17 protein-coding genes are annotated in these 22912 nt (G+C 73.2%); 10 read left to right on the forward strand and 7 right to left on the reverse strand.

Features of this window, described 5'->3' with window-relative positions; translation table 11 throughout:
- Position 1: 1 nt before the first annotated feature.
- From ACIDOF_RS35435 to tdh, 3 genes are all read right to left on the reverse strand, one after another.
- Entirely contained in the window at positions 2-904 is a 903-nt protein-coding gene (locus ACIDOF_RS35435; RefSeq protein WP_409010351.1) for a LysR family transcriptional regulator, read from the reverse strand.
- Positions 905-972: 68 nt separating this feature from the next.
- Positions 973-2178, reverse strand: a complete 1206-nt coding sequence (locus tag ACIDOF_RS35440) for a glycine C-acetyltransferase (protein ID WP_409010352.1) — start codon at positions 2176-2178, stop codon at positions 973-975.
- Between the two features lie 50 nt (positions 2179-2228).
- The gene (gene tdh / locus ACIDOF_RS35445) at positions 2229-3257 is read right to left on the reverse strand and encodes an L-threonine 3-dehydrogenase (RefSeq protein WP_409010353.1); all 1029 of its coding nucleotides are present in this window, start codon (positions 3255-3257) and stop codon (positions 2229-2231) included.
- Positions 3258-3747: 490 nt separating this feature from the next.
- Between tdh and ACIDOF_RS35450 the strand changes: the two genes are divergently transcribed.
- The 7 genes from ACIDOF_RS35450 to ACIDOF_RS35480 all read left to right on the forward strand — a co-directional run bounded on the left by ACIDOF_RS35450 (position 3748) and on the right by ACIDOF_RS35480 (position 12345).
- Complete coding sequence (locus tag ACIDOF_RS35450; RefSeq protein ID WP_409010354.1) at positions 3748-4944, forward strand: Dyp-type peroxidase; 1197 nt, start codon at positions 3748-3750, stop codon at positions 4942-4944.
- On the forward strand, positions 4941-5753 hold the full coding sequence (locus ACIDOF_RS35455) for a family 1 encapsulin nanocompartment shell protein (protein WP_409010355.1): 813 nt from the start codon (positions 4941-4943) through the stop codon (positions 5751-5753). The genes ACIDOF_RS35450 and ACIDOF_RS35455 overlap by 4 nt, the downstream gene beginning before the upstream one ends.
- Before the next feature lie 108 nt (positions 5754-5861).
- Positions 5862-6488 carry a hypothetical protein gene (locus ACIDOF_RS35460; RefSeq protein WP_409010356.1) on the forward strand — a complete coding sequence of 209 codons (627 nt, stop codon included), beginning with the start codon at positions 5862-5864 and terminating at the stop codon, positions 6486-6488.
- Between the two features lie 198 nt (positions 6489-6686).
- The gene (locus tag ACIDOF_RS35465; RefSeq protein WP_409010376.1) at positions 6687-7562 is read left to right on the forward strand and encodes an oxygenase MpaB family protein; all 876 of its coding nucleotides are present in this window, start codon (positions 6687-6689) and stop codon (positions 7560-7562) included.
- Positions 7544-9781 carry a tetratricopeptide repeat protein gene (locus ACIDOF_RS35470; protein ID WP_409010357.1) on the forward strand — a complete coding sequence of 746 codons (2238 nt, stop codon included), beginning with the start codon at positions 7544-7546 and terminating at the stop codon, positions 9779-9781. Before ACIDOF_RS35465 ends, ACIDOF_RS35470 begins: the two co-directional genes overlap by 19 nt.
- Before the next feature lie 83 nt (positions 9782-9864).
- The gene (locus ACIDOF_RS35475) at positions 9865-11427 is read left to right on the forward strand and encodes a phytoene desaturase family protein (protein WP_409010358.1); all 1563 of its coding nucleotides are present in this window, start codon (positions 9865-9867) and stop codon (positions 11425-11427) included.
- Positions 11428-11511: 84 nt separating this feature from the next.
- Positions 11512-12345, forward strand: a complete 834-nt coding sequence (locus tag ACIDOF_RS35480; protein WP_409010359.1) for a hypothetical protein — start codon at positions 11512-11514, stop codon at positions 12343-12345.
- A 261-nt stretch (positions 12346-12606) separates the two neighbouring features.
- On the opposite strand, the gene ACIDOF_RS35485 is transcribed toward ACIDOF_RS35480, so the two are convergent.
- Positions 12607-14439, reverse strand: a complete 1833-nt coding sequence (locus tag ACIDOF_RS35485; RefSeq protein WP_409010360.1) for a serine hydrolase — start codon at positions 14437-14439, stop codon at positions 12607-12609.
- A 187-nt stretch (positions 14440-14626) separates the two neighbouring features.
- Here ACIDOF_RS35485 and ACIDOF_RS35490 point away from each other — a divergent pair, with 187 nt between their 5' ends.
- The 3 genes from ACIDOF_RS35490 to ACIDOF_RS35500 all read left to right on the forward strand — a co-directional run bounded on the left by ACIDOF_RS35490 (position 14627) and on the right by ACIDOF_RS35500 (position 18648).
- A complete protein-coding gene (locus tag ACIDOF_RS35490) occupies positions 14627-15727 on the forward strand; it encodes a nitronate monooxygenase (RefSeq protein WP_409010361.1) in 1101 nt (366 codons plus the stop codon).
- 209 nt (positions 15728-15936) lie between these two features.
- A complete protein-coding gene (locus ACIDOF_RS35495; protein WP_409010362.1) occupies positions 15937-17490 on the forward strand; it encodes an acyl-CoA synthetase in 1554 nt (517 codons plus the stop codon).
- A 54-nt stretch (positions 17491-17544) separates the two neighbouring features.
- Entirely contained in the window at positions 17545-18648 is a 1104-nt protein-coding gene (locus ACIDOF_RS35500) for a calcium:proton antiporter (protein ID WP_409010363.1), read from the forward strand.
- Between the two features lie 18 nt (positions 18649-18666).
- Here the strand turns inward: ACIDOF_RS35500 and ACIDOF_RS35505 are convergent, their stop codons facing one another.
- From ACIDOF_RS35505 to ACIDOF_RS35515, 3 genes are all read right to left on the reverse strand, one after another.
- Positions 18667-18891, reverse strand: coding sequence for a ferredoxin (locus ACIDOF_RS35505; RefSeq protein WP_409010364.1), 225 nt, complete (start codon positions 18889-18891; stop codon positions 18667-18669).
- Entirely contained in the window at positions 18888-20129 is a 1242-nt protein-coding gene (locus ACIDOF_RS35510; protein WP_409010365.1) for a cytochrome P450, read from the reverse strand. The genes ACIDOF_RS35505 and ACIDOF_RS35510 overlap by 4 nt, the downstream gene beginning before the upstream one ends.
- 185 nt (positions 20130-20314) lie before the next feature.
- Positions 20315-22711 (reverse strand): penicillin acylase family protein, encoded by a 2397-nt coding sequence (locus ACIDOF_RS35515; RefSeq protein ID WP_409010366.1) that lies wholly within the window; start codon positions 22709-22711, stop codon positions 20315-20317.
- Positions 22712-22912 lie beyond the last annotated feature (201 nt).

A 22912-nucleotide genomic window follows, 5' to 3' on the forward strand; every position in this document is an offset into this window, starting at 1 on the left:
CCTAGGCGGACGCCGCCTTCCGCAAGGACTGCAGGACCGGGGCGATCAGCGGATGCGCCTCCGCCCCGTGGCGGACCGCCGCGAAGACCTTGCGCTCCGGAGGGATCCCGTCCACCGGCCGGACCGCCGCCTCCGCGAGATCCACCCCGCGCAGCGCCGACCGCGGGACCAGGGCCACGCCCGCGCCCGCCGACGCCAGCGCCACCACCGCGCGGAAGTCGTCCGAGGAGTGCTCGAACTGCGGGGAGAACCCGGCGTGTTCGCAGGCGAGGACGACCACGTCGTGGCACGGGTTGCCGGGATACGGGCCGATCCACGTGTCCTGCGCCAGATCCCCGAGCCGTACCCACTCCGCGTCCGCGAGCCGGTGCGCGACCGGCAGGACCGCGTCGAACGGCTCGGCGTACAGCGGCACCCGGGTGATCCGGTCGTCGTCCGCGCCCGGCGCGCCCCGGTACTCGACCGCCACGGCGACGTCGATGCGCCGGTCGAGCAGCATCGCCAGGCTGGCGTCGCCCTCCGTGTCCTGGACGCGGACCCGGATGCCGGGCGACGTGACCGCCAGGTGCCCGAGCGCGGGCCCGACGACCAGGCCGATGCCGGTCGCGAACGAGGCCAGCGTCACCGTGCCCGCCTCGCCCGTGCTGTATGCCGCGAGCTCCGCCTCGGCCCGCTCCAGCTGGGCGAGGACCGCGTTGGTGTGCGTCAGCAGGATCTCCCCGGCCGCGGTGAGCCGTACGCCCCGCGCACCCCGCTCGACCAGCTTGTGCCCGGTCTCCTGCTCCAGCGCCGCCAGCTGCTGCGACACCGCCGACGGCGTGAGATAGAGCGCGGCGGCCGCAGCCGTCACGGTGCCGTGGTCGGCCACGGCCCGGAGGATGTGCAGCCGCCGCGCTTCGATCATGCCGTCGATTATCCCCGGTCTCGGACCTGTCCTCGGACGTGAGCCCAGGCCTGGGCTCACGACTGGGCTCAGGCCTGGTCGGCCGCCTGCAGCTCCGCGCGGGCCGCGACGAACGCGTCGACCGCCCGGTTCACGTCCGCCGTGGAGTGCGCCGCCGACAGCTGTACGCGGATCCGCGCCTGCCCCTGCGGCACCACCGGGTACGAGAAGCCGATCACGTACACCCCGCGCTCCAGGAGCAGTTCGGCCATGCGGCCCGCGACCGCCGCGTCGCCGATCATGACGGGCGCGATGGCGTGGTCGCCGGGGAGGATGTCGAAGCCCTCCTCCGTCATGCGCGTACGGAACAGCTTCGTGTTCGCCGCGAGCCGCTCGCGCAGGTCGCCCGCCGACTCCAGGAGGTCCAGGACCTTGAGCGACGCGGCTGCGATGACCGGGGCGAGGCTGTTCGAGAAGAGGTACGGGCGGGAGCGCTGACGCAGCAGGGCGACGATCTCCGCGCGGGCCGCGACGTAGCCGCCGGACGCGCCGCCGAGGGCCTTGCCGAGGGTGCCGGTGATGATGTCGACGCGGTCCATGACGCCGTGCAGCTCGGGCGTGCCGCGGCCGCCGGGGCCGACGAAGCCGACGGCGTGCGAGTCGTCGACCATCACCATCGCGTCGTACCGCTCGGCCAGGTCGCAGATCTCCGCGAGCGGCGCCACGTAGCCGTCCATGGAGAACACGCCGTCGGTGACGATCAGCTTGCGGCGCGCGTCGGACGCGTCCTTCAACTGCCGTTCCAGATCGGCCAGATCACGGTTGGCGTAGCGGAAGCGGCGGGCCTTGGAGAGCCGGATGCCGTCGATGATCGAGGCGTGGTTGAGGGCGTCGGAGATCACCGCGTCCTCGGGGCCGAGCAGGGTCTCGAAGACGCCGCCGTTGGCGTCGAAGCAGGAGGAGTAGAGGATCGTGTCCTCCTGGCCGAGGAACGCGGACAGCCGCGCCTCCAGCTCCTTGTGCACCTCCTGCGTGCCGCAGATGAAGCGCACGGACGCCATGCCGTAGCCCCAGCGGTCCAGGGCCGCGTGGCCGGCGGCGATCACCTCGGGGTGGTCGGCGAGGCCGAGGTAGTTGTTGGCGCAGAAGTTCAGCACCTCGCCGGGTCGGCCGCCGCCGGTCACCTCGACGCTCGCGGACTGCGGGGTGCCGATGACCCGCTCGGGCTTGTGCAGCCCGGCCGCGGTGATCTCGTCGAGGGTCGCCTGCAGGTCTGCTCGTACGTTGTCGAACATGCGTGAGTCCTTATGGAGAAGGGGAGTTCGGGGCTCGGGGGAGCGAGAGGTCAGGCGGTCCAGTCGAGGATGACCTTGCCGCCACGGCCGCTCGCCGCGTCCTCGAAGGCGGCGTCGAAGTCGGTGTACGCGTACCGGCCGGTGACCACGGGGGAGAGGTCGAGGCCGCCCTCGAGCAGCACCGACATCGCGTACCAGGTCTCGAACATCTCGCGGCCGTAGATGCCCTTGACCGTGATCATCGACGTGACGATGCGGGCCCAGTCGACGGCGAACTCCTCGGCGGGCAGGCCGAGCATGGCGATCTTGCCGCCGTGGGTCATGTTGGCGAGCATGTCGCGCATCGCGGTGGGGTTGCCGGACATCTCCAGGCCCACGTCGAAGCCCTCGCGCAGGCCCAGCTCGCGCTGACCGTCGGCGATGGTCGACGTCGCCACGTTCAGGGCGAGGCTCGCGCCGACCTTGCGGGCGAGGTCCAGGCGCTCCTCGCTCACGTCGGTGACGACGACGTTGCGGGCGCCCGCGTGCTTGGCGACCGCCGCCGCCATCAGGCCGATCGGCCCCGCGCCCGTGATCAGCACGTCCTCGCCGACCAGCGGGAACGACAGGGCGGTGTGCACGGCGTTGCCGAACGGGTCGAAGATCGCCGCGATGTCGAGGTCCACGGGCACCCGGTGCACCCACACGTTGGACGCCGGCAGCACCACGTACTCGGCGAACGCGCCGTCGCGGCCCACGCCCAGGCCGACGGTCGCCCGGCACAGGTGGCGGCGCCCGGCCAGGCAGTTGCGGCAGGTCCCGCACACCAGGTGGCCCTCGCCGCTGACCCGGTCGCCGACGTCGATCCCGGTCACGTCACGGCCCGTCTCGACGACCTCGCCGACGAACTCGTGCCCGACGACGAGCGGCGCGTCGATGGTCGACTGGGCCCAGCCGTCCCAGGCGCGGATGTGCAGGTCGGTGCCGCAGATCCCGGTACGGAGCACCTTGATCAGCACGTCACCGGCGCCGACGGCCGGCTCCGGCACGTCCGCCAGCCACAGTCCCGGTTCGGCCTTTTCCTTGACCAGTGCCTTCAACGGCTCGACTCCTTCTGGGCCCCTCTCGGCACGCACGCGGGCAGGGCGGGGCGCGGCCCGGCGCGGGGAGAGTGATGGGTGGGGGCGGCGGTTCGGTTCGTGGCACCGCCGCGCCAGACTCTTCCGTACCGGGCGTCCCGGGTCCATCGAGGTTTTCTTAAGCGGTGCCGCAGGTTTCCTGTAGGCCGCTCTTGTGGGGCGGGCGGGTTTCGTCGCGGGCTGCGGGCCGGTGGGGGTTGCTCGCGCAGTTCCCCGCGCCCCTGAAGGCATGCGGCTGCGCCGCGCCTTCTCGGGGAGATGGTGCACGAAGTGCCCATCTCAGGGGCGCGGGACTGTGACATCAGCGGCTCCGCCGCGGGGCGCGACCAGCCACGACGGACCCGCACCCGGAAGACGACGACGGGCTGCACCCTCGCGCACCCCCGCCTACGCTGACGCTGACCGATAAGTGTCGATTCGCCCTACTCGCCCGACGGAGTCCCGAAGTCCCATGGTCGCCGCGCAACCCGTCATCACCCCGCCCGCCAAAGCCGCCGTCTTCCTCGTCGCCACCCTCAACCCGGGCGGCGAGCCCACCGTGCGAGAGACCCTCCAGGACCTGGCCGGACTGATCCGCTCCGTCTCGTTCCGCGAGTCCGCCGCCGGCCTCGCCTGCGTCGCCGGGATCGGCTCCGCCGCCTGGGACCGGCTCGCCGGCGGCCCGCGCCCGCGCGAACTGCACCCCTTCGAGGAGCTGCAGGGCCCGCGGCACCGCGCCCCGGCCACCCCCGGCGACCTCCTCTTCCACCTGCGCGCCCGCCGCCCCGACCTCTGCTTCGAGCTGGCCCGCCTGATCGTCGACGCGCTCGGCGACGCCGTCACCGTCGTCGACGAAGTCCACGGCTTCGGCTACTTCGACGCCCGCGACCTCCTCGGCTTCGTCGACGGCAGCGAGAACCCCACCGGCGCCGCCGCGAGCGACGCGGTCTACATCGGCGACGAGGACCCGCCCTTCCGCGGCGGCAGTTACGTCATCGTGCAGAAGTACGTGCACGACATGGCCGCCTGGAACGCCCTCAGCGTCGAGGAGCAGGAACGCGTCATCGGCCGCAGCAAGTCCGACAACGTCGAGATGCCCGACGACGTGAAGCCCGCCGACTCGCATGTCGCGCTCAACACCGTCACTGACGACGACGGCACCGAACGGAAGATCGTCCGCGAGAACATGCCGTTCGGACGGGTCGGCAGCGGCGAGTTCGGCACGTACTTCATCGGCTACGCGCGCACGCCCGACGTGACCGAGCGGATGCTGCGCAACATGTTCATCGGCGACCCGCCCGGCACCACCGACCGCATTCTCGACTTCTCGACGGCGGTCACCGGCGGCCTGTTCTTCGTGCCCAGCGCCGAACTCCTCGAGGACTTCCCCGGCCCGCCCGACACGTCCGACGCCCTGCGCACGCCCGAGCCGCTGCCCGCCGGAGCCCCGATCGCCGATCCGGGGCCGTCCGCCGTGACGATCCTGCCCACCGAGCCCGCCACGTCCGCCTCCTCCGTCGAGATCGCCCCAACCGCCGATACCGCCGCCACCGCCACCGCCACCGCCGACACCGCGGACCCGGCCGAGGCGCCGGAGCCCGAGCCCGCCGCGCACGCCGCAGCCGGCAGCGGCTCGCTCGGCATCGGCAGCCTGAAAGGAACCCCATGACGCCTCCCGTCGTCACCAACCTGCACCGCGAACTCGCCCCGATCACCCCGGCCGCCTGGGCCGAGATCGAGGAGGAGGCCCGCCGTACGTTCCGCCGCCATGTCGCGGGCCGCCGCGTCGTCGACGTACCCGACGCCGAGGGCCCGCGCCTGTCCGCCGTCGGCACCGGGCACCTCATCGACATGACCCCGCCCGCGCCCGGCGTCAACGCCCGGCTGCGCGAGTCCCGGCCGCTCGTCGAGCTGCGCGTGCCGTTCACCGTCGACCGTTCCGCCGTCGACGACGTGGACCGCGGCGCCCAGGACTCCGACTGGCAGCCCGTCAAGGACGCGGCCCGCACGATGGCGTACGTGGAGGACCGCACGATCTTCGACGGGTACTCCGCCGCCCAGATCGACGGGCTGCGCGCCTGCTCCTCCAACCCGGTGGTGAGCCTGCCGGCCGAGGCCCGCGACTACCCCGACGCGGTCAGCCGCGCCCTCACCGAACTCCGCCTCGCCGGGGTCGACGGCCCGTACCAGCTCCTGCTCGGTGCTGAGGAGTACCGGGCCGTCAGCGAGACCTCCGACCACGGCTACCCGATCGCCGCCCACCTCGCCCGGATGCTCGACGGCCCCCCGATCTGGGCGCCCGCGCTCAGCGGCGGCTTCGTCCTGTCGACCCGCGGCGGCGACTTCGAACTCCGCCTCGGCCAGGACGTCGCCATCGGCTACACCTCCCACGACGCCCACCAGATCGACCTGTACTTCCACGAGACGCTGACGTTCCTGGCGTACACGGACGAGGCGGTCGTCGTTCTGGAGGCGTGAGCGCGGCCGTCGCGCCCCGACCCCCGTACCCGGCACCGGAGTCGATCTTCACCGGCCGTCCGTGATGGAATCGCCCCCGCACGCGTACGACCAGGGGGAGGAGCCCGCGTGGGCAGGACGACCGAGCGGACCCGCGACGCGGTCGACCGGGCGCGAGCCCTCGTGCCCGCGGGGGAGGTGCTGCGCGGGGCGCACGTGGCCGGAGTGGCGGGGCGGGCGCCGAAGCCGGGCCGTTTCCGCCGCCCGCGCGTCCTGCGGGGCGAGCGGCGCACACTGTTCAGCTGGTGCCTGTGGCCGGCCAACGTGTACCTGGTGCTCTCGACCCTCACGTTCGTCCCGGACCCGCCGGGCGGACGGCGGACGGCCGGCGGCAGGCCCTTCGGCGGCGGCTGGGACAGCCTCGCCGGACAGCTCGCCCGGGGCCTGTGCCCGCGTACCAGGAACGGCGTGGACACGGTCGTGCAGATCACCGGCCGCCGCCTCCAGCTCGTGTACGTCTCGCACGCCGGGTCGTTCCGCGGCGCGCCCCGCCGTGTCGAGGCCGGGCTGTCCCTGGACGTGCGGCACGTCAGCTGGATCCGGGACCGGAGCGACGACGTCGGCGGCTGCCACGAGATCGGCTTCTCCGACGGCTCCTGGTGCTCCGTGCAGTTCCAGGGCCAGGGCTGGCGCACGATGCCCGACGCGTTTCCGTACCGGCTCAGTCACCTCGACCCGCACCCCTACGGCGGCTGATCCCCGGGCACTCCCGCCCCGCGCCCCGCACGCCTACCCTGGGTGACGAGCCGGGGAGGTGGTGCCGCCGTGCGGAACGTGAGCGCGGACCCCGGGCCGGACGTGAGCGCGGAGTCCAGGCCCGACGTGGGAGTGGGCCCCGGGCCGGACGCGGGCCGGGACCCCGGGTACTTCGGGCCCGGGAGCGTGACCTGGCACATGCACGGGGACCCGGTGATGTGGATCGCCGGCATCCGCGCCTTGTACCTGCAGGCGCTGCACCCGCGCGTCGTCCGCGGCGTGCTGCAGAACTCCGACTTCCGCCGGGACCCCTGGGGGCGGCTGCTGCGCACCGCGGACTTCGTCGGCGCCCTCAGCTACGGCACCACGCGCGACGCCGACAAGGCCGCCGCCCGTATCCGCCGCATGCACCGCCGCCTGAAGGCCACCGACCCCGACACCGGCGAGGTCTACCCCGTCGACGACCCCGAACTGCTGCTGTGGGTGCACTGCACCGAAGTCGCCAGCTACGTCGAGGTGTTGCGGCGCTCCGGGTTCCCGCTGAGCCCCGCCCTCGCCGACCGGTACATCGCCGAACAGCGAGAGAGCGCCCGCCTCGTCGGCCTCGACCCCGCCGAAGTCCCCGCGGACCGGGCCGAGTTGCGGGCCTATGTCGCACGCATGCGGCCACGGTTGTACGTCGGCGCGGAGGCGCGCGAGGTCGACGACTTCCTGCGGCGCCCGCCCGCACCCCCGCTCCTCGCCCCCGCGCGTGACCTCCTCTGGCCGCGCGTCGCGAACCTCGCGTACGCCGCACTGCCCCCGTACGCCCACGAGTTGTACGGCAGGCCGGGGCCCGCGCCGGGGGTGGTGGATCTCCGGCTGCGCGCCGCCGGTAACATCCTGCGCTGCATCCCCGCACGTCTACGCTGGCAGCTGCCGCCCCAGCACATCCTGCGGGCCATGGAGCGGCTCGGCCCCGGCAGCAGGCCCGCACCGTACAAACTCCGCGGACGGGCAGCCATACTGGACGGGCCGGGGAGGGCGATGCGAGGCGACGGGGGCGACAGCACGAGATGGCGGACACCAGGCTGATCCAGGGCCGGTACCGGCTGCTCGACCGGATCGGGCGCGGCGGCATGGGCGAGGTGTGGCGCGCCCGCGACGAGTCCCTCGACCGGCACGTCGCCGTGAAGTGCCTCAAGCCCCTCGGCCCGCAGCAGGGCGACCCCGGCATCGGCAAGGTGCTGCGTGAACGCTTCCGCCGCGAGGCCCGTGTCGCCGCGTCCCTGCAGCACCGCGGCATCACCGTCGTGCACGACTTCGGCGAGGACGACGGCGTGCTCTACCTCGTCATGGAGCTCCTCGACGGCCGCAACCTCAGCCAGCTCATGGAGGACGAGGGGCAGGGCCCGCTCGCCGTCGCGGACGTCGTCGAGGTCACCGAACAGGTCGCGCACGCCCTCGCCTACTGCCACGACCAGGGCATCATCCACCGCGACCTCAAGCCCGCCAACATCATGCGGCTCACCGACGGCACGGTGAAGATCTGCGACTTCGGCATCGCCCGCCTCGGCCACGACGCCGGCTTCACCGCGAAGCTCACCGGCACCAACATCGCCATGGGCACCCCGCACTACATGTCGCCCGAGCAGATCGGCGGCGAACCGGTCGACTACCGCAGCGACCTCTACTCCCTCGGCTGCGTCCTGTACGAGATCGCCACCGGCGCCCCGCCCTTCGACCACGGCGACGCCTGGGCCGTCCTCCTCGGCCACCGCGACACCACCCCGGAGCCGCCCCGCTCGAAACGGCCCGAACTCCCCGAGTTCCTGGAGCGGATCGTCCTCGACCTGCTCGCCAAGTCCCCCGACGACCGCCCCGGCGACGCCCGCGAGCTCGCCCACCGCATCACCGCGGCCCGCGGCGGCACCCTCGCCCCCGCCGCCCCCGCCACTCCGTCCCCCCGCGTCCCCGCGCAGGCCAAACGGGCCGAGCCCGCCGAACTGCCCGACTGGACCCGCGGCATGACCACCGGCCCCAAGGCCACCGGCGCCGTCGACCTGCGCGCCGTGCCGCTCGACGCCGCGGCCGGCCTCACCGGCGAGTGGATCTCCCGCATCGACGGCCGCCGCACCCCCGACGCGGGCCAGCCCCGCAGGCCCGAACGCTCCACCGCCCCACCGGAGTTGCTGTCGGTCCTCGCCACCCGGCACACCGCGGGCCTCAGCCTGAGCCGCCTCGGCCGCTGGGACGAGGCCGTCGAGGTGCACCGCAAGGTCGCCGCCGACCGCGAGCAGGCCCTCGGCGCCGACCACCCCGACACCCTCGCCAGCCGCTACGAAGTGGCGTTCACCCTCAGCCGCACGGGCCGCCCCACCGACGCGCTCCGCGAGTTCGAGCACGTCGCCCGTGGCCGCGAACGCGCCCTCGGCGCCGACCACCCGGACACGCTCGGCGCCCGCCAGGAGATCGCGTACGTCCTCGGCCAGCTCGGCCGGCACTTCGAGGCGCACGAGATCTACACGGCCGTGCTCGCCGGCCGTGAACGTTCCCCGCACCTCGGCCCCGACCACCCCGACACCCTGCGCTGCCGCCACAACCTCGCCTACAACCTCAGCCGCCTCGGCCGCCTCGAAGAGGCGCACGGCATGGCCGTCGAGGTCGCCGAGGCCCGCGCCCGCGTCCTCGGCCCCGCCCACCCGGACACGCTCGTGACCCGGTACGAAGTGGCGTACGCCCTGGGGCAGTTGGGCCGTTGGGGAGAGGCCCTGCAGGCGTACCGCGAGGTGGCCGAGGCGCGCGGGCAGGCGCTCGGCGCGGACCACCCGGACACGCTCGCCGCGCGCTACGAGGTCGGCATCAGCCTCGGCCGCCTGGGCCAGAGCGCCGAAGCCCTCGCCCTCTACCAGGGCCTCGCCGCCGACCGCGCCCGCGTGCACGGCGCCGACCACCCTGAGACGCTGCGCGCCCGGCACGGCATCGGCGTCAACCTGGGCCGGCTCGGCCGCTGGCCCGAGGCGCTCGACGAGGCCCGCGCGGTGTGCGCCGCCCGCGTCCGGGCCCTGGGCGCCGACCACCCGGACACCCTGGTCAGCCGCCGCGAGGTCGCCGTCGGCCACGGCTGGCTCGGCCAGTGGGAGGAGTCCCTCGGGGAGTACCGCACGATCGCCGAGTCCCGCGAACGCGTCCTCGGCCCCGGCCACCCCGAGTCCCTCGCCGCCCGCCAGGACGAGGCACTGTGCCTGGAGAGGCTCGGCCGCGGCGCGGAGGCGGCGGAGCTGTACGCGCGGATCGCACGGCAGCGGGGGTAGTACGCAGGGCGGGCATGCGGGCATGCGGGCAGGTGGGCTACGCACCCGTGGCCCGCCTCCGGCCCCCGTGCTACCCAGGAGCCATGCCCACCGCAGCGCGCTCCGCGTACGACGCCGTGATCGTCGGCGGCGGCCACAACGGTCTGGTCGCCGCCGCCTACCTCGCCCGCGCGGGCCGCCGCGTCCTCGTCCTGGAGCGCCTCGACCGCACCGGCGGCGCCGCGGTGTCGACGTACGCCTTCGACGGGGTGGACGCGCGCCTCTCCCGGTACGCGTACCTGGTCAGCCTGCTGCCGAAGAAGGTCGTACGGGACCTCGACCTGGCGTTCGCGGTGCGCAAGCGGGACGTGTCCTCGTACACGCCCGTGCGGCGCGGCGGCCGGGACACCGGGCTGCTCGTCACCGGTCAGGCCGCCCGCACCCGCGAGTCCTTCCGTCAACTCACCGGATCGGAGCGGGAGTTCGCGTCCTGGCAGCGGTTCCATGCGATGACCGCGCGGGTCGCCGAGCGGGTCTTCCCGTCCCTGACCGAGCCGCTGCCCACGCGCGCCGAGCTGCGTGAACGCGTCGACGACGCGACGGCCTGGCGGGCGCTGTTCGAAGAGCCGATCGGCACGGCGATCGAGGCGCACTTCGACGACGACCTGGTCCGCGGCGTCGTCCTCACCGACGCCCTGATCGGCACGTTCGCCGACGCCCACGACCCGTCACTGCGGCAGAACCGCTGCTTCCTCTACCACGTCGTCGGCGGCGGCACCGGCGACTGGGACGTGCCCGTCGGCGGGATGGGCGCGCTCACCGACGCCCTCGCCGACTCCGCGCGCGCCGCGGGCGCCGACCTCCGCACCGGCCACGAGGTGCTGCACATCGACGCCGACGGCACCCGCGCCGAGGTCACCCACCGCACCCCCGACGGCGCCGAGGCCACCGTCACCGCCCGGCACGTCCTCGTCAACGCGTCCCCCGACACCCTCGCCGCCCTGCTCGGCCAGACCCCGCCCGAACCTCCGGCGGAGGGCGCCCAGTTCAAGGTCAACATGCTGCTGAAGCGGCTGCCCCGGCTCCGCGACAGCGCCGTCGACCCGCACCACGCCTTCGCCGGAACCTTCCACGTCGCCGAGGGGTACGCGCAGCTGGCCGCCGCGTACGCCGAGGCGAGCGCGGGCCGGCTGCCGGCGGCGCCCCCGTCGGAGATCTACTGCCACTCGCTGACCGACCCGTCGATCCTCGGCCCCGACCTCGCCGCCGACGGCCACCACACCCTCACCCTCTTCGGCCTGCACACCCCGGCCCGCCTCTTCGCCGCCGACCACGACGCGACCCGCGCCGCGCTCCTGGAGTCGACGCTCGCCCGCCTCGACGCGTACCTCGACGAACCCCTCGCGGACTGTCTCGCCGAGGACGCGCGGGGCCGCCCCTGCGTCGAGGCGAAGACCCCGCTCGACCTGCAACGCGAACTCCGGCTGCCCGGCGGCAACATCTTCCACCGCGACCTGCCCTTCCCGTACGCACAGGAGGGGACCGGGCGCTGGGGTGTGGAGACCGTGTACGCGAACGTGCTGTTGTGTGGAGCCGGTGCGGTGCGCGGCGGGGGAGTGAGCGGCATTCCGGGACACAACGCCGCGATGGCCGTGCTCGGCCTGTGACCGGCGACTGAACGCGCCGTTCCGGTGTGAAAGGGTGGCCCGACGGCGGAACGAGCAAGGTATGCCCGCCGGGGAGGGAGAACCGTGAGCACTGGCCAGGTCCGCACGATGGTGGGTCTGATGGCGCAGGGAGCGCCCGTCGAGGTGACCAGCATGTGGTCGACCGTGGGCAAGTTGTCCCGACTCGCGCACCTCGGTGAGCAGTTCGGCTACCAGTACGCCGACGCGCGGTACGTCAGCAAGGGCACGCAGCTGCTCATGGTCCCGGACCCGTCGCCGCAGGCACGGCAGCGGGCGCAGCAGGCCTGGGCGCAGTTCCCGCAGGCCGCGGCGGGCGGCCAGCTGCCGCCGCTGCCGGCGCAGGCGCCCGAACTCCTCAAGACCCAGGTCAACTTCGACCTCACCGGCCGCCACAACGAGAAGCGGCGCGTCATGGCGGTCATCCCGATCACCGTGATCTGCCTGCTCCGCCTGATGCGGGACGGCGAGGACGCGGCGGTCTTCTGGATCCCGTTCTGGATCCTCGCGATGTGCCTGGCCGTGGGCATGGTGTTCTGGACCCGCAAGCGGCACACGACATACGAAGGGCAGCTGCGGGCGGCGGGGTACGTGCAGGTGCCCGATCCGACGGGGCGGATCCACTACGTCCCTGCGGGCAGTGGGCTCGCTGCGCAGGCGGGGCCGCCGGTTCCGCCGGTTCCGCAGCAGGGGTACGCCGCCCCGGCGCCCCAGCAGCAGTACGCGCCTGCGCCGCCGGCTCAGCAGCAGCAGTATCAGCAGGCGCCGGCGCCTGGTCAGCCGCAGTACCAGCAGGCTCCTCCTCAGCAGCAGTACCAGCAGCAGTACCCGCCTCAGGCTCAGCCTCCGGCTTATGGCCAGCAGGCTCCCTACGGCCAGCAGCCGCCTCAGCAGTACTGACGGTTCGGGGCGGGGGCGGTTCCTTTCCCCACCCCGCCCCTTCCCGAAAGCCTGCGGCGCTGTTCGTTCGGCTGTCCCGCCGTCGTGGTTGCGCGCGCAGTTCCCCGCGCCCCTTACGGGGCACCTGGCTGTGGGCAGGCGTTCCGCAGGGCGGAACGGGTGGGCACAGCCCCACCACGGTGGGAGAGCCGACGACGCACCCCGGGAGCCCTCCGGCGATTGAGGAGCGGGGGGCCGGGGGCGGAGTCACCTGGGGTGGGGTCAGGTCGACTCGCGGGTCCAGCCTGACGGGTGGATTCGTGCCGCATCCCCCGGCCGCGCCTCCTCGAACCGCACTCCCGCCTCCCCGTCCTCCACGCGAAGGCCGTCCACGTACACGCCCCGCCCCACGTACAAGCGATCCGTCACGTAGCGCCAGCGCAGCTGGAGTGGGCTGCCGCCCGTCCATGGGGCGAGGGAGGCCGTGGCGGTGTGCCAGGCGCGGCCCGAGTAGCCGGAGACCGAGCCGGACTCGTGGAGGCGGGGCTCCTGTCCGGCGCGGCGGGTCGTGAACGGCACTGCCCGCCAGCTCGCGCCCGCGTCGTCGGACACCTCCAGGTGCGCGCGGTCGGAGCCCGGCTCGGTGTCCCACCACAGCTCGCACCGCAGCCGCGCCTCGGCGGAGGTGACCGTGACGGCGGGCAACGTCAGCGTGGCCGTCGTGGAGCCCGCCATCCCCGCGTACCAGGCGGAGCCCCCGCGTGCGGGCCGTACCGGGACCGCGCGGGCGAGACGGTTCGCCGCCGCCACCCGGGGTGCGGAGCCGGAGCGCCAACTCCGCACCGGGTGAACGGAGTTGCCGAGCAGCACCAGGAACGAGTCGGTCGTCGGGTCGAGGACGAGGGACGTGCCCGTGAACCCGGTGTGCCCCGCCGTGCGCGGTGTCGCCATCGCGCCCATGTACCAGTGCTGGTAGAGCTCGAAGCCGAGCCCGTGCTCGTCGCCGGGGAAGTCCGTGTTGAAGTCGGTGAACATCAGCTCCACCGACTCCGGCGCGAGGATCCGCGCCTCGCCGTACGAGCCGCCGTTGAGCAGCGTACGGCCGAGCACGGCGAGGTCCCACGCGCAGGAGAACACGCCCGCGTGCCCGGCGACCCCGCCGAGGCTGAAGGCGTTCTCGTCGTGCACCTCGCCCCAGACCAGGCCGCGTTCGAGGCCCGACCAGGGCAGTCGCGCGTCCTCGGTCGCGGCGATCTTCGGGCGCCAGGACGCGGGCGGGTTGTAGCGGGTGCGGCGCATGCCGAGCGGCCCGGTGATCTCCTCGCGGAGCAGTACGTCGAGCCGCCGCCCGGTGATCTTCTCCAGGACCAGCTGGAGCGAGATGAGGTTGAGGTCCGAGTAGAGGTACTTCGTGCCTGGCTCGGCGATCGGCTGCTCGTCCCAGACGAGCCGCAGCTTCCCCTCGTACGTCGGCTCCTTGTACAGCGGGATCCAGGCGCGGAACCCCGAGGTGTGCGTGAGGAGTTGACGGGTGGTCACGTCCTGTTTTCCGGCCGCGCCGAACTCGGGGAGGTGCCGCGCCACCCGGTCCTCCAGGCCGAGCGCGCCTCGCTCGATCTGCTGCACGGCCAGGATGGACGTGAACAGCTTGGACACGGACGCGAGGTCGTACACGGTGTCCGCGGCCGTCGGGATCTGCTGCTCGGGCGGGAACTCCACGCCGGTGTCGGTCTGTTCCTCGTACGCGGAGTAGCGCACCGCCATCCCGATGGGCTGATGCAGCGCCACCGTGCCGCCGCGCCCGGCGAGCAGCACGGCGCCCGCGTACCACGGGTGCTTGGGGGAGGGGTCAAGGAACTTCTCGGCGTCGGCGACGAGTTGGCGCAGTTCGCCGGGGAGCAGCCCGGCGCTCTCCGCGGAGCCGTGCCGCAGCGTCGGCCGGGCCTCGCCCGGGGACGTCTCGCCGGCCGGAGCCGCCGCGGCCGGGCCCGCGGGGAACGGCGCGAGGGCGACGACCCCGCCGAGGGCGAGCAGCCCTGCCCCGAACCTTCGCCGGGACGGCCCCGGTTGAACACGTCCCGACCGTCTGTGGACCTCCGCGCCGCCGCCGTCCATGTCCCGGCCCTCCCCGTGTGAAAGAAAATTTCGGGCACTTGCTCGGCAGGTGAAACTTTCTTGCCGGGCCAGGTCGGTGTCAACCCCGCGGGGCCGTCGCCGTGCCCAACTGCCCGCCGCGCAAAGAATCTGACACCGCATCAGAAAATCTCTTCCGTCGTCCGACGGGCTGCGGCATCCTGCGCGCATGCAGACGGAGCTGAGCAAGAAACTCGGAGTCGAGCACGCCATCTTCGGCTTCACGCCGTTCCCCGCCGTGGCCGCCGCCATCAGCAGGGCCGGCGGTTTCGGCGTGCTCGGAGCAGTCCGCTACACCGCCCCCGACGACCTCAAACGCGACCTCGACTGGGTGGACGGCCACACCGACGGCAAGCCGTACGGACTGGACGTGGTGATGCCCGCCAAGAAGGTCGAAGGCGTGACGGAGGCCGACGTCGAGGCGATGATCCCGGCCGCGCACCGGGAGTTCGTCACGGCCACCCTCGCCAAGCACGGCGTGCCCGAACTCCCCGAGGGGGAGGCCTCCGGCTGGCGCATCACCGGCTGGATGGAACAGGTCGCCCGCAGCCAGCTCGACGTCGCCTTCGACTACCCGATCAAGCTCCTCGCCAACGCCCTCGGCTCGCCGCCCGCCGACGTCATCGAGCGGGCGCACGCCCACGACATCCTCGTCGCCGCCCTCGCCGGCAGCGCCAAGCACGCCCGCAAGCACGCCGACGCCGGAATCGACATCGTCGTCGCACAGGGCTACGAGGCGGGCGGGCACACCGGCGAGATCGCCTCCATGGTGCTCACGCCCGAGGCGGTCGAGGCCGTCGCCCCGCTGCCCGTGCTCGCCGCGGGCGGCATCGGCAGCGGCGAACAGATCGCCGCAGCCCTGGCGTTGGGCGCGCAGGGCGTGTGGACCGGCTCCATCTGGCTGACCACCACCGAGGCCGAGCTGCACTCCCGCAAGCTCACCGAGAAACTCCTCGCCGCCACCTCGTCCGACACGGTCCGCTCCCGCGCCCTCACCGGCAAGCCCGCGCGCCAGCTCCGCACCGAGTGGACCGACGCCTGGGACGACCCGACCGGCCCCGGCCCGCTGCCGATGCCCTTGCAGGGCCTGCTGGTCGCGGAGGCGGTGTCCCGCATCCAGAAGTACGAGGTGGACGCCCTGCTGGGCACGCCGGTCGGGCAGATCGTGGGGCGGATGAACGCGGAGCGGAGTGTGCGGGTTGTCTTCGACGAGTTGACGCGGGGTTTTGAGCGGGCGATCGACCGGGTGAATCGGATTGCCGGCCGATAAGCGTCTGCCACGCGGGGTTTCGTCGCGGGCTGCGCGCCGGTGGGGGCTGGTCGCGCAGTTCCCCGCGCCCCTGAAGGCATGCGGCTGCGCCGCGCCTTCTCGGGAGATGGCGCACGAAGTGCCCATCTCAGGGGCGCGGGGAACTGCGCGAGCAACCACGACGAACCCGCACCCGGCAACAGACAACCAGCCGCAGAAGGGATGCCGAAATGCCCGACCAGACACCCAACGGCTTCTGGGCGCAAGCAACCGCCGACCCGGACCGTGTCGTCCTGTACGCCCCGGACGGGGAGGCGTGGTCCGCGGCCCGCCTGCACGCCAAGGCCAACCAGCTCGTGCACGCCCTCCGCGAGGCGGGCCTCGAGAAGGGCGACGCCTTCGCGGTCGTGCTGCCCAACGGCGTGGAGTTCTTCACCGCCTACCTCGCCGCCGCCCAGGCCGGCTTCTACCTCGTCCCCGTCAACCACCACCTCGTCGGCCCCGAGATCGCCTGGATCGTCTCCGACTCCGGCGCCAAGGTGCTGATCGCGCACGAGCGGTTCGCCGCCGCCGCCCGCGCCGCCGCCGACGAGGCGAAGCTCCCGGACAGCCGCCGGTACGCCGTAGGAACGGTCGAGGGATTCCGTCCGTACGCTCAACTCCTCGACGGGCAGCCCGAGTTCGCGCCCGCCGACCGGACCCTCGGGTGGGTCATGAACTACACCTCGGGCACGACGGGACGGCCGCGCGGCATCCGCAGGCCGCTGTCCGGGAAGCTTCCCGAGGAGTCGCACCTCGGCGGGTTCCTCGGCATCTTCGGGATCAAGCCGTTCGACGGCAACGTCCATCTGGTGTGCTCGCCGCTCTACCACACGGCCGTGCTGCAGTTCGCGGGCGCGTCCCTGCACATCGGGCATCCGCTGGTGCTCATGGACAAGTGGACGCCGGAGGAGATGCTGCGCCTGATCGACCGGCACGGCTGCACGCACACGCACATGGTCCCCACCCAGTTCCACCGCCTGCTCGCGCTGCCGCAGGAGACGAAGGACCGGTACGACGTGTCCTCGATGCGGCACGCCATCCACGGCGCCGCGCCCTGCCCCGACCATGTGAAACGGGCGATGATCGACTGGTGGGGGCACTGCGTGGAGGAGTACTACGCGGCCAGCGAGGGCGGCGGCGCGTTCGCCACGGCCGAGGACTGGCTGAAGAAGCCCGGCACCGTCGGCAGGGCCTGGCCGATCAGCGAGCTCGCGGTCTTCGACGACGACGGCAACCGGCTGCCGCCCGGCGAGCTCGGCACCGTCTACATGAAGATGTCGACGGGCGGTTTCGCGTACCACAAGGACGAGGGCAAGACGCGGAAGAACCGCATCGGGGACTTCTTCACCGTGGGCGACCTCGGCGTGCTCGACGAGGACGGCTATCTGTTCCTGCGCGACCGCAAGATCGACATGATCATCTCCGGGGGCGTCAACATCTACCCCGCCGAGATCGAGTCGGTGCTCCTCGGGCACCCGGCCGTCGCCGACGCCGCCGCGTTCGGCATCCCGCACGACGACTGGGGCGAGGAGGTCAAGGCCGTCGTCGAGGTCGCCGACGGTCACACCGCCGGGGACGCGCTCGCCGCCGACGTCCTCGCCCACTGCGCGCGGCAGCTCGCCGGGTACAAGCGCCCCAAGTCCGTCGACTTCGTCACCGCGATGCCCCGCGACCCCAACGGCAAGCTCTACAAGCGGCGGCTGCGCGCACCCTACTGGGAGGGCCGCGAGCGCGCACTCTGAGCCGTCGGACCGCTCCGGGCGGCAGAGTCGGCGCACGGCTGAGAGCGTGTGCTCATGGCTGCTGCACATCAGGGTGCCCTGACCAAGGTGGGCACGATCGTGGTTCCGCTGCTCGCCCTCGTCGTGCTGTTCCTGACCTGGGGCCGGGACCTGCCGGGGCCCGTGGTGGCCGTCGTCGCGGTGCTGCTCTTCGGCGCGGTCCTCTCGGCCGTGCACCACGCGGAGGTCGTCGCGCACAAGGTCGGCGAGCCCTTCGGGTCGCTGGTCCTCGCGGTCGCGGTGACCGTCATCGAAGTCGCCCTGATCGTCACCCTGATGGCCGACGGCGGCGCCAAAACCTCCTCCCTCGCGCGGGACACCGTGTTCGCCGCCGTGATGATCACCTGCAACGGCATCGTCGGGCTCGCCCTGTTCGTCGGCGCCTGGCGTGGCGGCGTCGCGCCCTTCAGCACGGAGGGCACGGTCGCCGCCGTCGCCACCGTCGCGACCCTGGCCACGCTCAGTCTGGTCCTGCCGACGTTCACCACGAGCAAGCCGGGCCCGGAGTTCACCGGCGCCCAACTCGGCTTCGCCGCCGTCGTCTCGCTCGGCGTCTACGGCCTGTTCGTGGCCATGCAGACGGTCCGGCACCGCGAGTACTTCCTGCCCGTCACCCGCGACGGCGAGGTCCTCGACGAGGACGACCACGCCCACCCGCCGAGCGGCAAGGAGACCCTCGTCAGCCTGGTCCTGCTGCTCGTCGCCCTCGTCGCGGTGGTCGGCGACACCAAGACGATCTCGCCGGTCATCGAGTCGGGCGTGGAGGCGGCGGGACTACCGCAGGCCTTCGTCGGCGTGGTCATCGCCCTGATGGTGCTGCTCCCCGAGACCCTCGCCGCCCACCGCTCCGCGCTCCGCGACCGTACGCAGATCAGCCTCAACCTCGCGCACGGCTCGGCCATCGCGAGCATCGGCCTCACCATCCCCGCCATCGCCATCGCCTCGATCTGGCTGGACGGCCCGCTGGTGCTCGGCCTCGGCCCGACGCACACGGTGATGCTCGCCCTGACCGTCGTCGTGAGCATCCTGACCGTGATCACGGGCCGGGCGACGCTCCTCCAGGGCGGCCTGCACATGGCCCTGTTCGCGTCGTTCGTGTTTCTGGCGATCAGCCCCTGACGGCGCGGGCGGGGCCGCTCACCCCGCGGTCAGCCTGATCGCCGCCGCCGGGCAGGCCCCCACCGCGAGCCGGGCGGCGGCGCGGTGCTCCGCCCCGGGGCGCGCGGTGAGGAGCAGGACACGGCCGTCCTCGTCGTCCTGGTCGAAGACCCCGGGCGCGGTCAGGGCGCACATCCCGGTGCCGACACAGCGCTCCCGGTCGACGCGCAGTTCCGGGGCCCCGTCCGCTCCTCGGGCGTTCACTGCTCGTCCCAGGTGACGGGGAGGCTCCGTACGCCGTAGATGTTGTTCTGCTCGCGCAGCGGCACCTCCGACGGGTCGACGGCGAGGCGCAGCGTCGGGAAGCGGCGGAGCAGGGCCGGGAGGGCGATCTGCATCTCCACGCGGGCCAGTTGCTGCCCGAGGCACTGGTGGGGGCCGTGCCCGAACGCGACATGACCGGTGGCCGCGCGGCGCAGGTCGAGGCGGTCCGGCTCGGGGAACCTGGCCGGGTCGCGGTTGGCGGCCTGGAAGGAGAGCGTGACCGATTCACCGGCCTTGATGAGCCGGCCCTCCACCACGACGTCCTCCAGGGCGGTGCGCACCGCGGGGTCGGCGACGGTGAGGTAGCGGAGCAGCTCCTCGACGGCCGGCGCGGCGAGTTCGGGTTCGGCGCGCAGCGCGGCGAGCTGCTCGGGGTTGCTGAGCAGGGCGAACGTGCCGAGGGCGATCATGTTGGCGGTGGTGTCGAGCCCGGCCGCGAGCAACAGGCTGCCCACACCGGCCAGTTCGTCGTCGGTGAGGTCGGTCGAGGTGAGGTCGCTGAGCAGGTCGTCGGTCGGCTCGGCCCGCTTGGCGACGGCCAGGTCCTTCACGTACGCCTCGATCGCGCCGTACGCCGCGGCCCGCTCGTCGGCGCTCGCCCGCTGGTCGAAGAGGGTCGCCACGTGGCCGGTGAACTGCTCCCGGTCGGCGTACGGGACGCCGAGCAGCTCGCAGATCATCTGGGCCGGGACGGGCTGCGCGTACGCCTCGACCAGGTCGGCGTCGGGGCCCGCGGCGGCCATCGCGTCCAGGTGCTGGGCGGTCAGTTCCTCGACGCGTTCGGTGAGGAGGCGCATGCGGCGGACCGTGAACCTGCCGGTGAGGAGCCGCCGGTAGCGGGTGTGGTCGGGGGCGTCCATGCCGGTGAAGTCGCCGGGCGCCGCGGGCGGTATCTCGACGCCCTCCAGGCCGGGCGTCGGCAGGTGCAGCAGTTCGTAGCGGGCGCTGAAGCGCGGGTCCGCCATGATCGCGCGGACGGCGGTGTGCCCGGTGGCGAGCCAGCCGCGGTGCCCGTCCGGGTAGCGCATCCGCCGCAGCGGCGACTCCTCGCGCAGCGCGGCGAGCTCGGCGGGCGGATCGAAGGGGCAGCCGGTGTGGCGGTCGGCGGGGAACGCGGTCACGTCCGCGGGGGCGGTCGTGGGTCCGGTGGCGGTCGCGGTGGTGTGCTCGTGCGTCATGGGTCCTCCGTACGACGGCAGGTCGGTGGCCGAACGGTTCGGTGACGCCATAGTGGCACATGCATGGCGCCATGTGCGAGGGAGTGTGGCGCGCACGCGGCGCCGCGACCGAAAACCGCTGCCGGAACGGAGAAGTGGGGGCCGGAAACCCGGCCCCCACCTGTGTCACACACCTCCCGTCACCGCTACCGCTCCCGCACGTGCACCACCTTCAGCTCCGGCGACGCGGCGATGTCCCGCGCGCAGAAGCGCGAGGTCACCCAGCGCTTCTGCGCGTACAGCCGGGTCTGGTCGCTGAGGTGCGGCGACTTCGGGTTCTCGGACTGGGAGTACGTCAGGAGGGTGCGCGCCACCGGGCAGTCGCCGCCGTCGAAGCCGACGGCCTGGATGTAGCTGGAGCCGTGGGCCACCTCCGTGTATCCGGCGGCCGGGTCCCACACGGGCTCCAGCTTGTTCCACACGCCGAGCGACTCGGTGCCGCCGTGCACGGGGATGCGCTCACCGGCCCGCAGTACCGTCTGGTGGGCGGAGAGCGGCGCGTCCGGCGCGATGCCCGCCCGGTCCAGCTCGGTCACGGCGTCCGCGAGGGCCCGCTCGAAACCGGGGTGCGCCGTGTTCAGGGTGTGTGGCGTGCCCACCGGGTCGGCCGCGGAGAACGGCACCTTCCACAGCTCGGCCGCCGGCACGCCCGCCGTCAGCTTCCGCCAGAACCGGTCGAACAGCAGCGCACCCCGGCTCTCCGGATTCATCGCGCGGTCCCAGCCCGCGACCGCCGCGCACGCCTCCCGTACGTCGACGTCCTTGCCGTCACTGCCCGTTGCCGTGCCGCCGGGCAGCGCCGCGCAGGCCTTCGCCACGTCCGCCGCCGTCAGGTCGCCGGCCGGTGCGCGGTTCGCGAACTGCTGCTCCCGCAGGTCCCGCACCGTGAGCTCGCCCCGGTCCGCCATCGCCGACACGTCCTCCACGGCGCCGCGCGTCCGCATCGACCGCTGCGTGCCGACGGTGCCGAAGATCCGCTCGTACCCGGTCAGCGGCCGGTCCGCGTTGGCCAGCCAGGCGCTGTCGTTGGAGTTCTCCGCGTACGGCGCGTCGACCAGGGTCGGCATCCGGCTCGGCCCGAACGTGCCGGGCTGCACTGCGTCCGGGTCCTCGCCGAGCCCGCACTCCGCGCGCGAACCGTCGAGCACGGCGAGGCCCGCGCTCGGGTAGGTGGCCCGGCCGAGCGCCGTCGAGCAGCGCTCCGCCAGGTCGTCCGTGATCCGCGGCAGCACCTGCGACTGCGTGAACAGCGTGTGCCCCGCCTTGTCGGCCGCGATGGTGTTCACCCACGGATGCCCCTGCGTCCGGGCCAGGGCGGCCTTGATCCCCTGCGCGCTGCGGGCCTTGTTGAGGGCGAGCGAGGCGTCGGACAGGCGCATGTTGGCGGCGTTCGGGTCGTTCAGCGCGTACGCCGTCGTCCGCGTCCACGGCAGCGGCAGGCCCGCGCCGAGCGAGGTCACGACGGGGCCGTAGCGCGTCCACCACTGGGTGCGGGTGACCTCGCCGCCGCCCTTCGTGCCGACCGTGACGGTCCGCTTCGTCATCCGGTGCCGCTCACCGTCCACGAGATACGCCGTCGGGTCGGCCGGGTCGAGCTTCAGCTCGTGCAGGTTCATCGGCACACCGGTCGCCACGGTGTGGCTCCACGCGACGTGCGCGTTGTGCCCGATGGACACGGACGTCGCGCCGAGCAACGAGCCTCCGGACACGTCGAGTTCGCCCGGGATCGTCTGCTGCGACTGCCAGAACCTGCGGCCGCCCTGCCACGGGTAGTGCGGGTTGCCGAGCAGCAGCCCGCGCCCGTTCGCGGTGGTCGCGCCGGAGAAGGCGACGGCGTTGGAGCCCATGTCGGAGTCCTGCGACGAGAACAACTCCCGTGCGGCGTCGGCAAGTTGAGCGTCGTCCGGCCGCTCGGCCGGAGCGGCGCCCCCCGGCGGCTGCGCGGAGGTGATCGCGTCGGCCGCGCGGCCCTGGCCGCCGAGGACGGCGAGCGCGAAGCCGCGGCGCGCCACGTCGAGCGCGGTGATGGGCTGCACCCACGCGGCGCCCGCGCACTTCGGGTCGGTGATGCGGTTCTGTGCCAGCCAGGCGTTGAAGCCCGCCGCGTATCCGCGCATCAACTCCCGTACGTCACGCCCCGGTCCGAGCGGCGGGGGCGCGTCGAGCAGCTTCTCCACCGTCCTCGCGTCCCGTACGCCGCGGAAGAACAGATCGCTGGAGAGGTTCGTGGACGCCGACGACAGCGACTGGTCCGGCCTGCCCTCCGCGCCGAAGAATCTCGACCGCTCGCCGCGCACCGTCACATGCCCGTCGGCCAGCGTGCACACCTCGTCCTCGGCCTGCGCCCACCCGGTGCCGAAGCCGAGGTTCGCGTAGTCCTTCGCCACGATGTGCGGAATCCCGTACTCGGTGTACCGGATCGTCGCCGACAACCCGCCCCCGGACGCCGTACGCCCGGACTCCGCCGGGGCGGGCGACGCGGCCGCGGCCACGGAGATGAGGGCGGTGCCGATCAGGACGAGCCGTCTCAGACGGTTTCGCATGGCGCTCCCAACTGGTCTGCGGGCAGGGCCGGTTGAGCGTACTAAGCGGTATGTCAGTTGGTCGAGAGGCCGGACGAGAGTGCGGCCCAGGGCCCGGTCCAGAGCCCGGACCGGGGCCCGGTCGAGGGTCCGGTCGACGGTCCGGTCGGGGTTCGTGCCGGAGGCGGTCGCGGCCTCGGCGCGCGGGGACGCCGATGTCTT

Source organism: Streptomyces sp. Da 82-17, from assembly GCF_046098215.1.
Lineage (GTDB): Bacteria > Actinomycetota > Actinomycetes > Streptomycetales > Streptomycetaceae > Streptomyces.

What these genes read in the sequence shown, in the direction of transcription:
- ACIDOF_RS35435 (WP_409010351.1), bottom strand. Translation starts at nt 904, where the DNA reads ATGATCGAAGCGCGGCGGCTGCACATCCTCCGGGCCGTGGCCGACCAC.
- ACIDOF_RS35440 (WP_409010352.1), bottom strand. Translation starts at nt 2,178, where the DNA reads ATGTTCGACAACGTACGAGCAGACCTGCAGGCGACCCTCGACGAGATC.
- ACIDOF_RS35450 (WP_409010354.1), top strand. Translation starts at nt 3,748, where the DNA reads ATGGTCGCCGCGCAACCCGTCATCACCCCGCCCGCCAAAGCCGCCGTC.
- ACIDOF_RS35455 (WP_409010355.1), top strand. Translation starts at nt 4,941, where the DNA reads ATGACGCCTCCCGTCGTCACCAACCTGCACCGCGAACTCGCCCCGATC.
- ACIDOF_RS35465 (WP_409010376.1), top strand. Translation starts at nt 6,687, where the DNA reads ATGCACGGGGACCCGGTGATGTGGATCGCCGGCATCCGCGCCTTGTAC.
- ACIDOF_RS35470 (WP_409010357.1), top strand. Translation starts at nt 7,544, where the DNA reads ATGGCGGACACCAGGCTGATCCAGGGCCGGTACCGGCTGCTCGACCGG.
- ACIDOF_RS35475 (WP_409010358.1), top strand. Translation starts at nt 9,865, where the DNA reads ATGCCCACCGCAGCGCGCTCCGCGTACGACGCCGTGATCGTCGGCGGC.
- ACIDOF_RS35485 (WP_409010360.1), bottom strand. Translation starts at nt 14,439, where the DNA reads ATGGACGGCGGCGGCGCGGAGGTCCACAGACGGTCGGGACGTGTTCAA.
- ACIDOF_RS35490 (WP_409010361.1), top strand. Translation starts at nt 14,627, where the DNA reads ATGCAGACGGAGCTGAGCAAGAAACTCGGAGTCGAGCACGCCATCTTC.
- ACIDOF_RS35495 (WP_409010362.1), top strand. Translation starts at nt 15,937, where the DNA reads ATGCCCGACCAGACACCCAACGGCTTCTGGGCGCAAGCAACCGCCGAC.
- ACIDOF_RS35500 (WP_409010363.1), top strand. Translation starts at nt 17,545, where the DNA reads ATGGCTGCTGCACATCAGGGTGCCCTGACCAAGGTGGGCACGATCGTG.
- ACIDOF_RS35510 (WP_409010365.1), bottom strand. Translation starts at nt 20,129, where the DNA reads ATGACGCACGAGCACACCACCGCGACCGCCACCGGACCCACGACCGCC.
- ACIDOF_RS35515 (WP_409010366.1), bottom strand. Translation starts at nt 22,711, where the DNA reads ATGCGAAACCGTCTGAGACGGCTCGTCCTGATCGGCACCGCCCTCATC.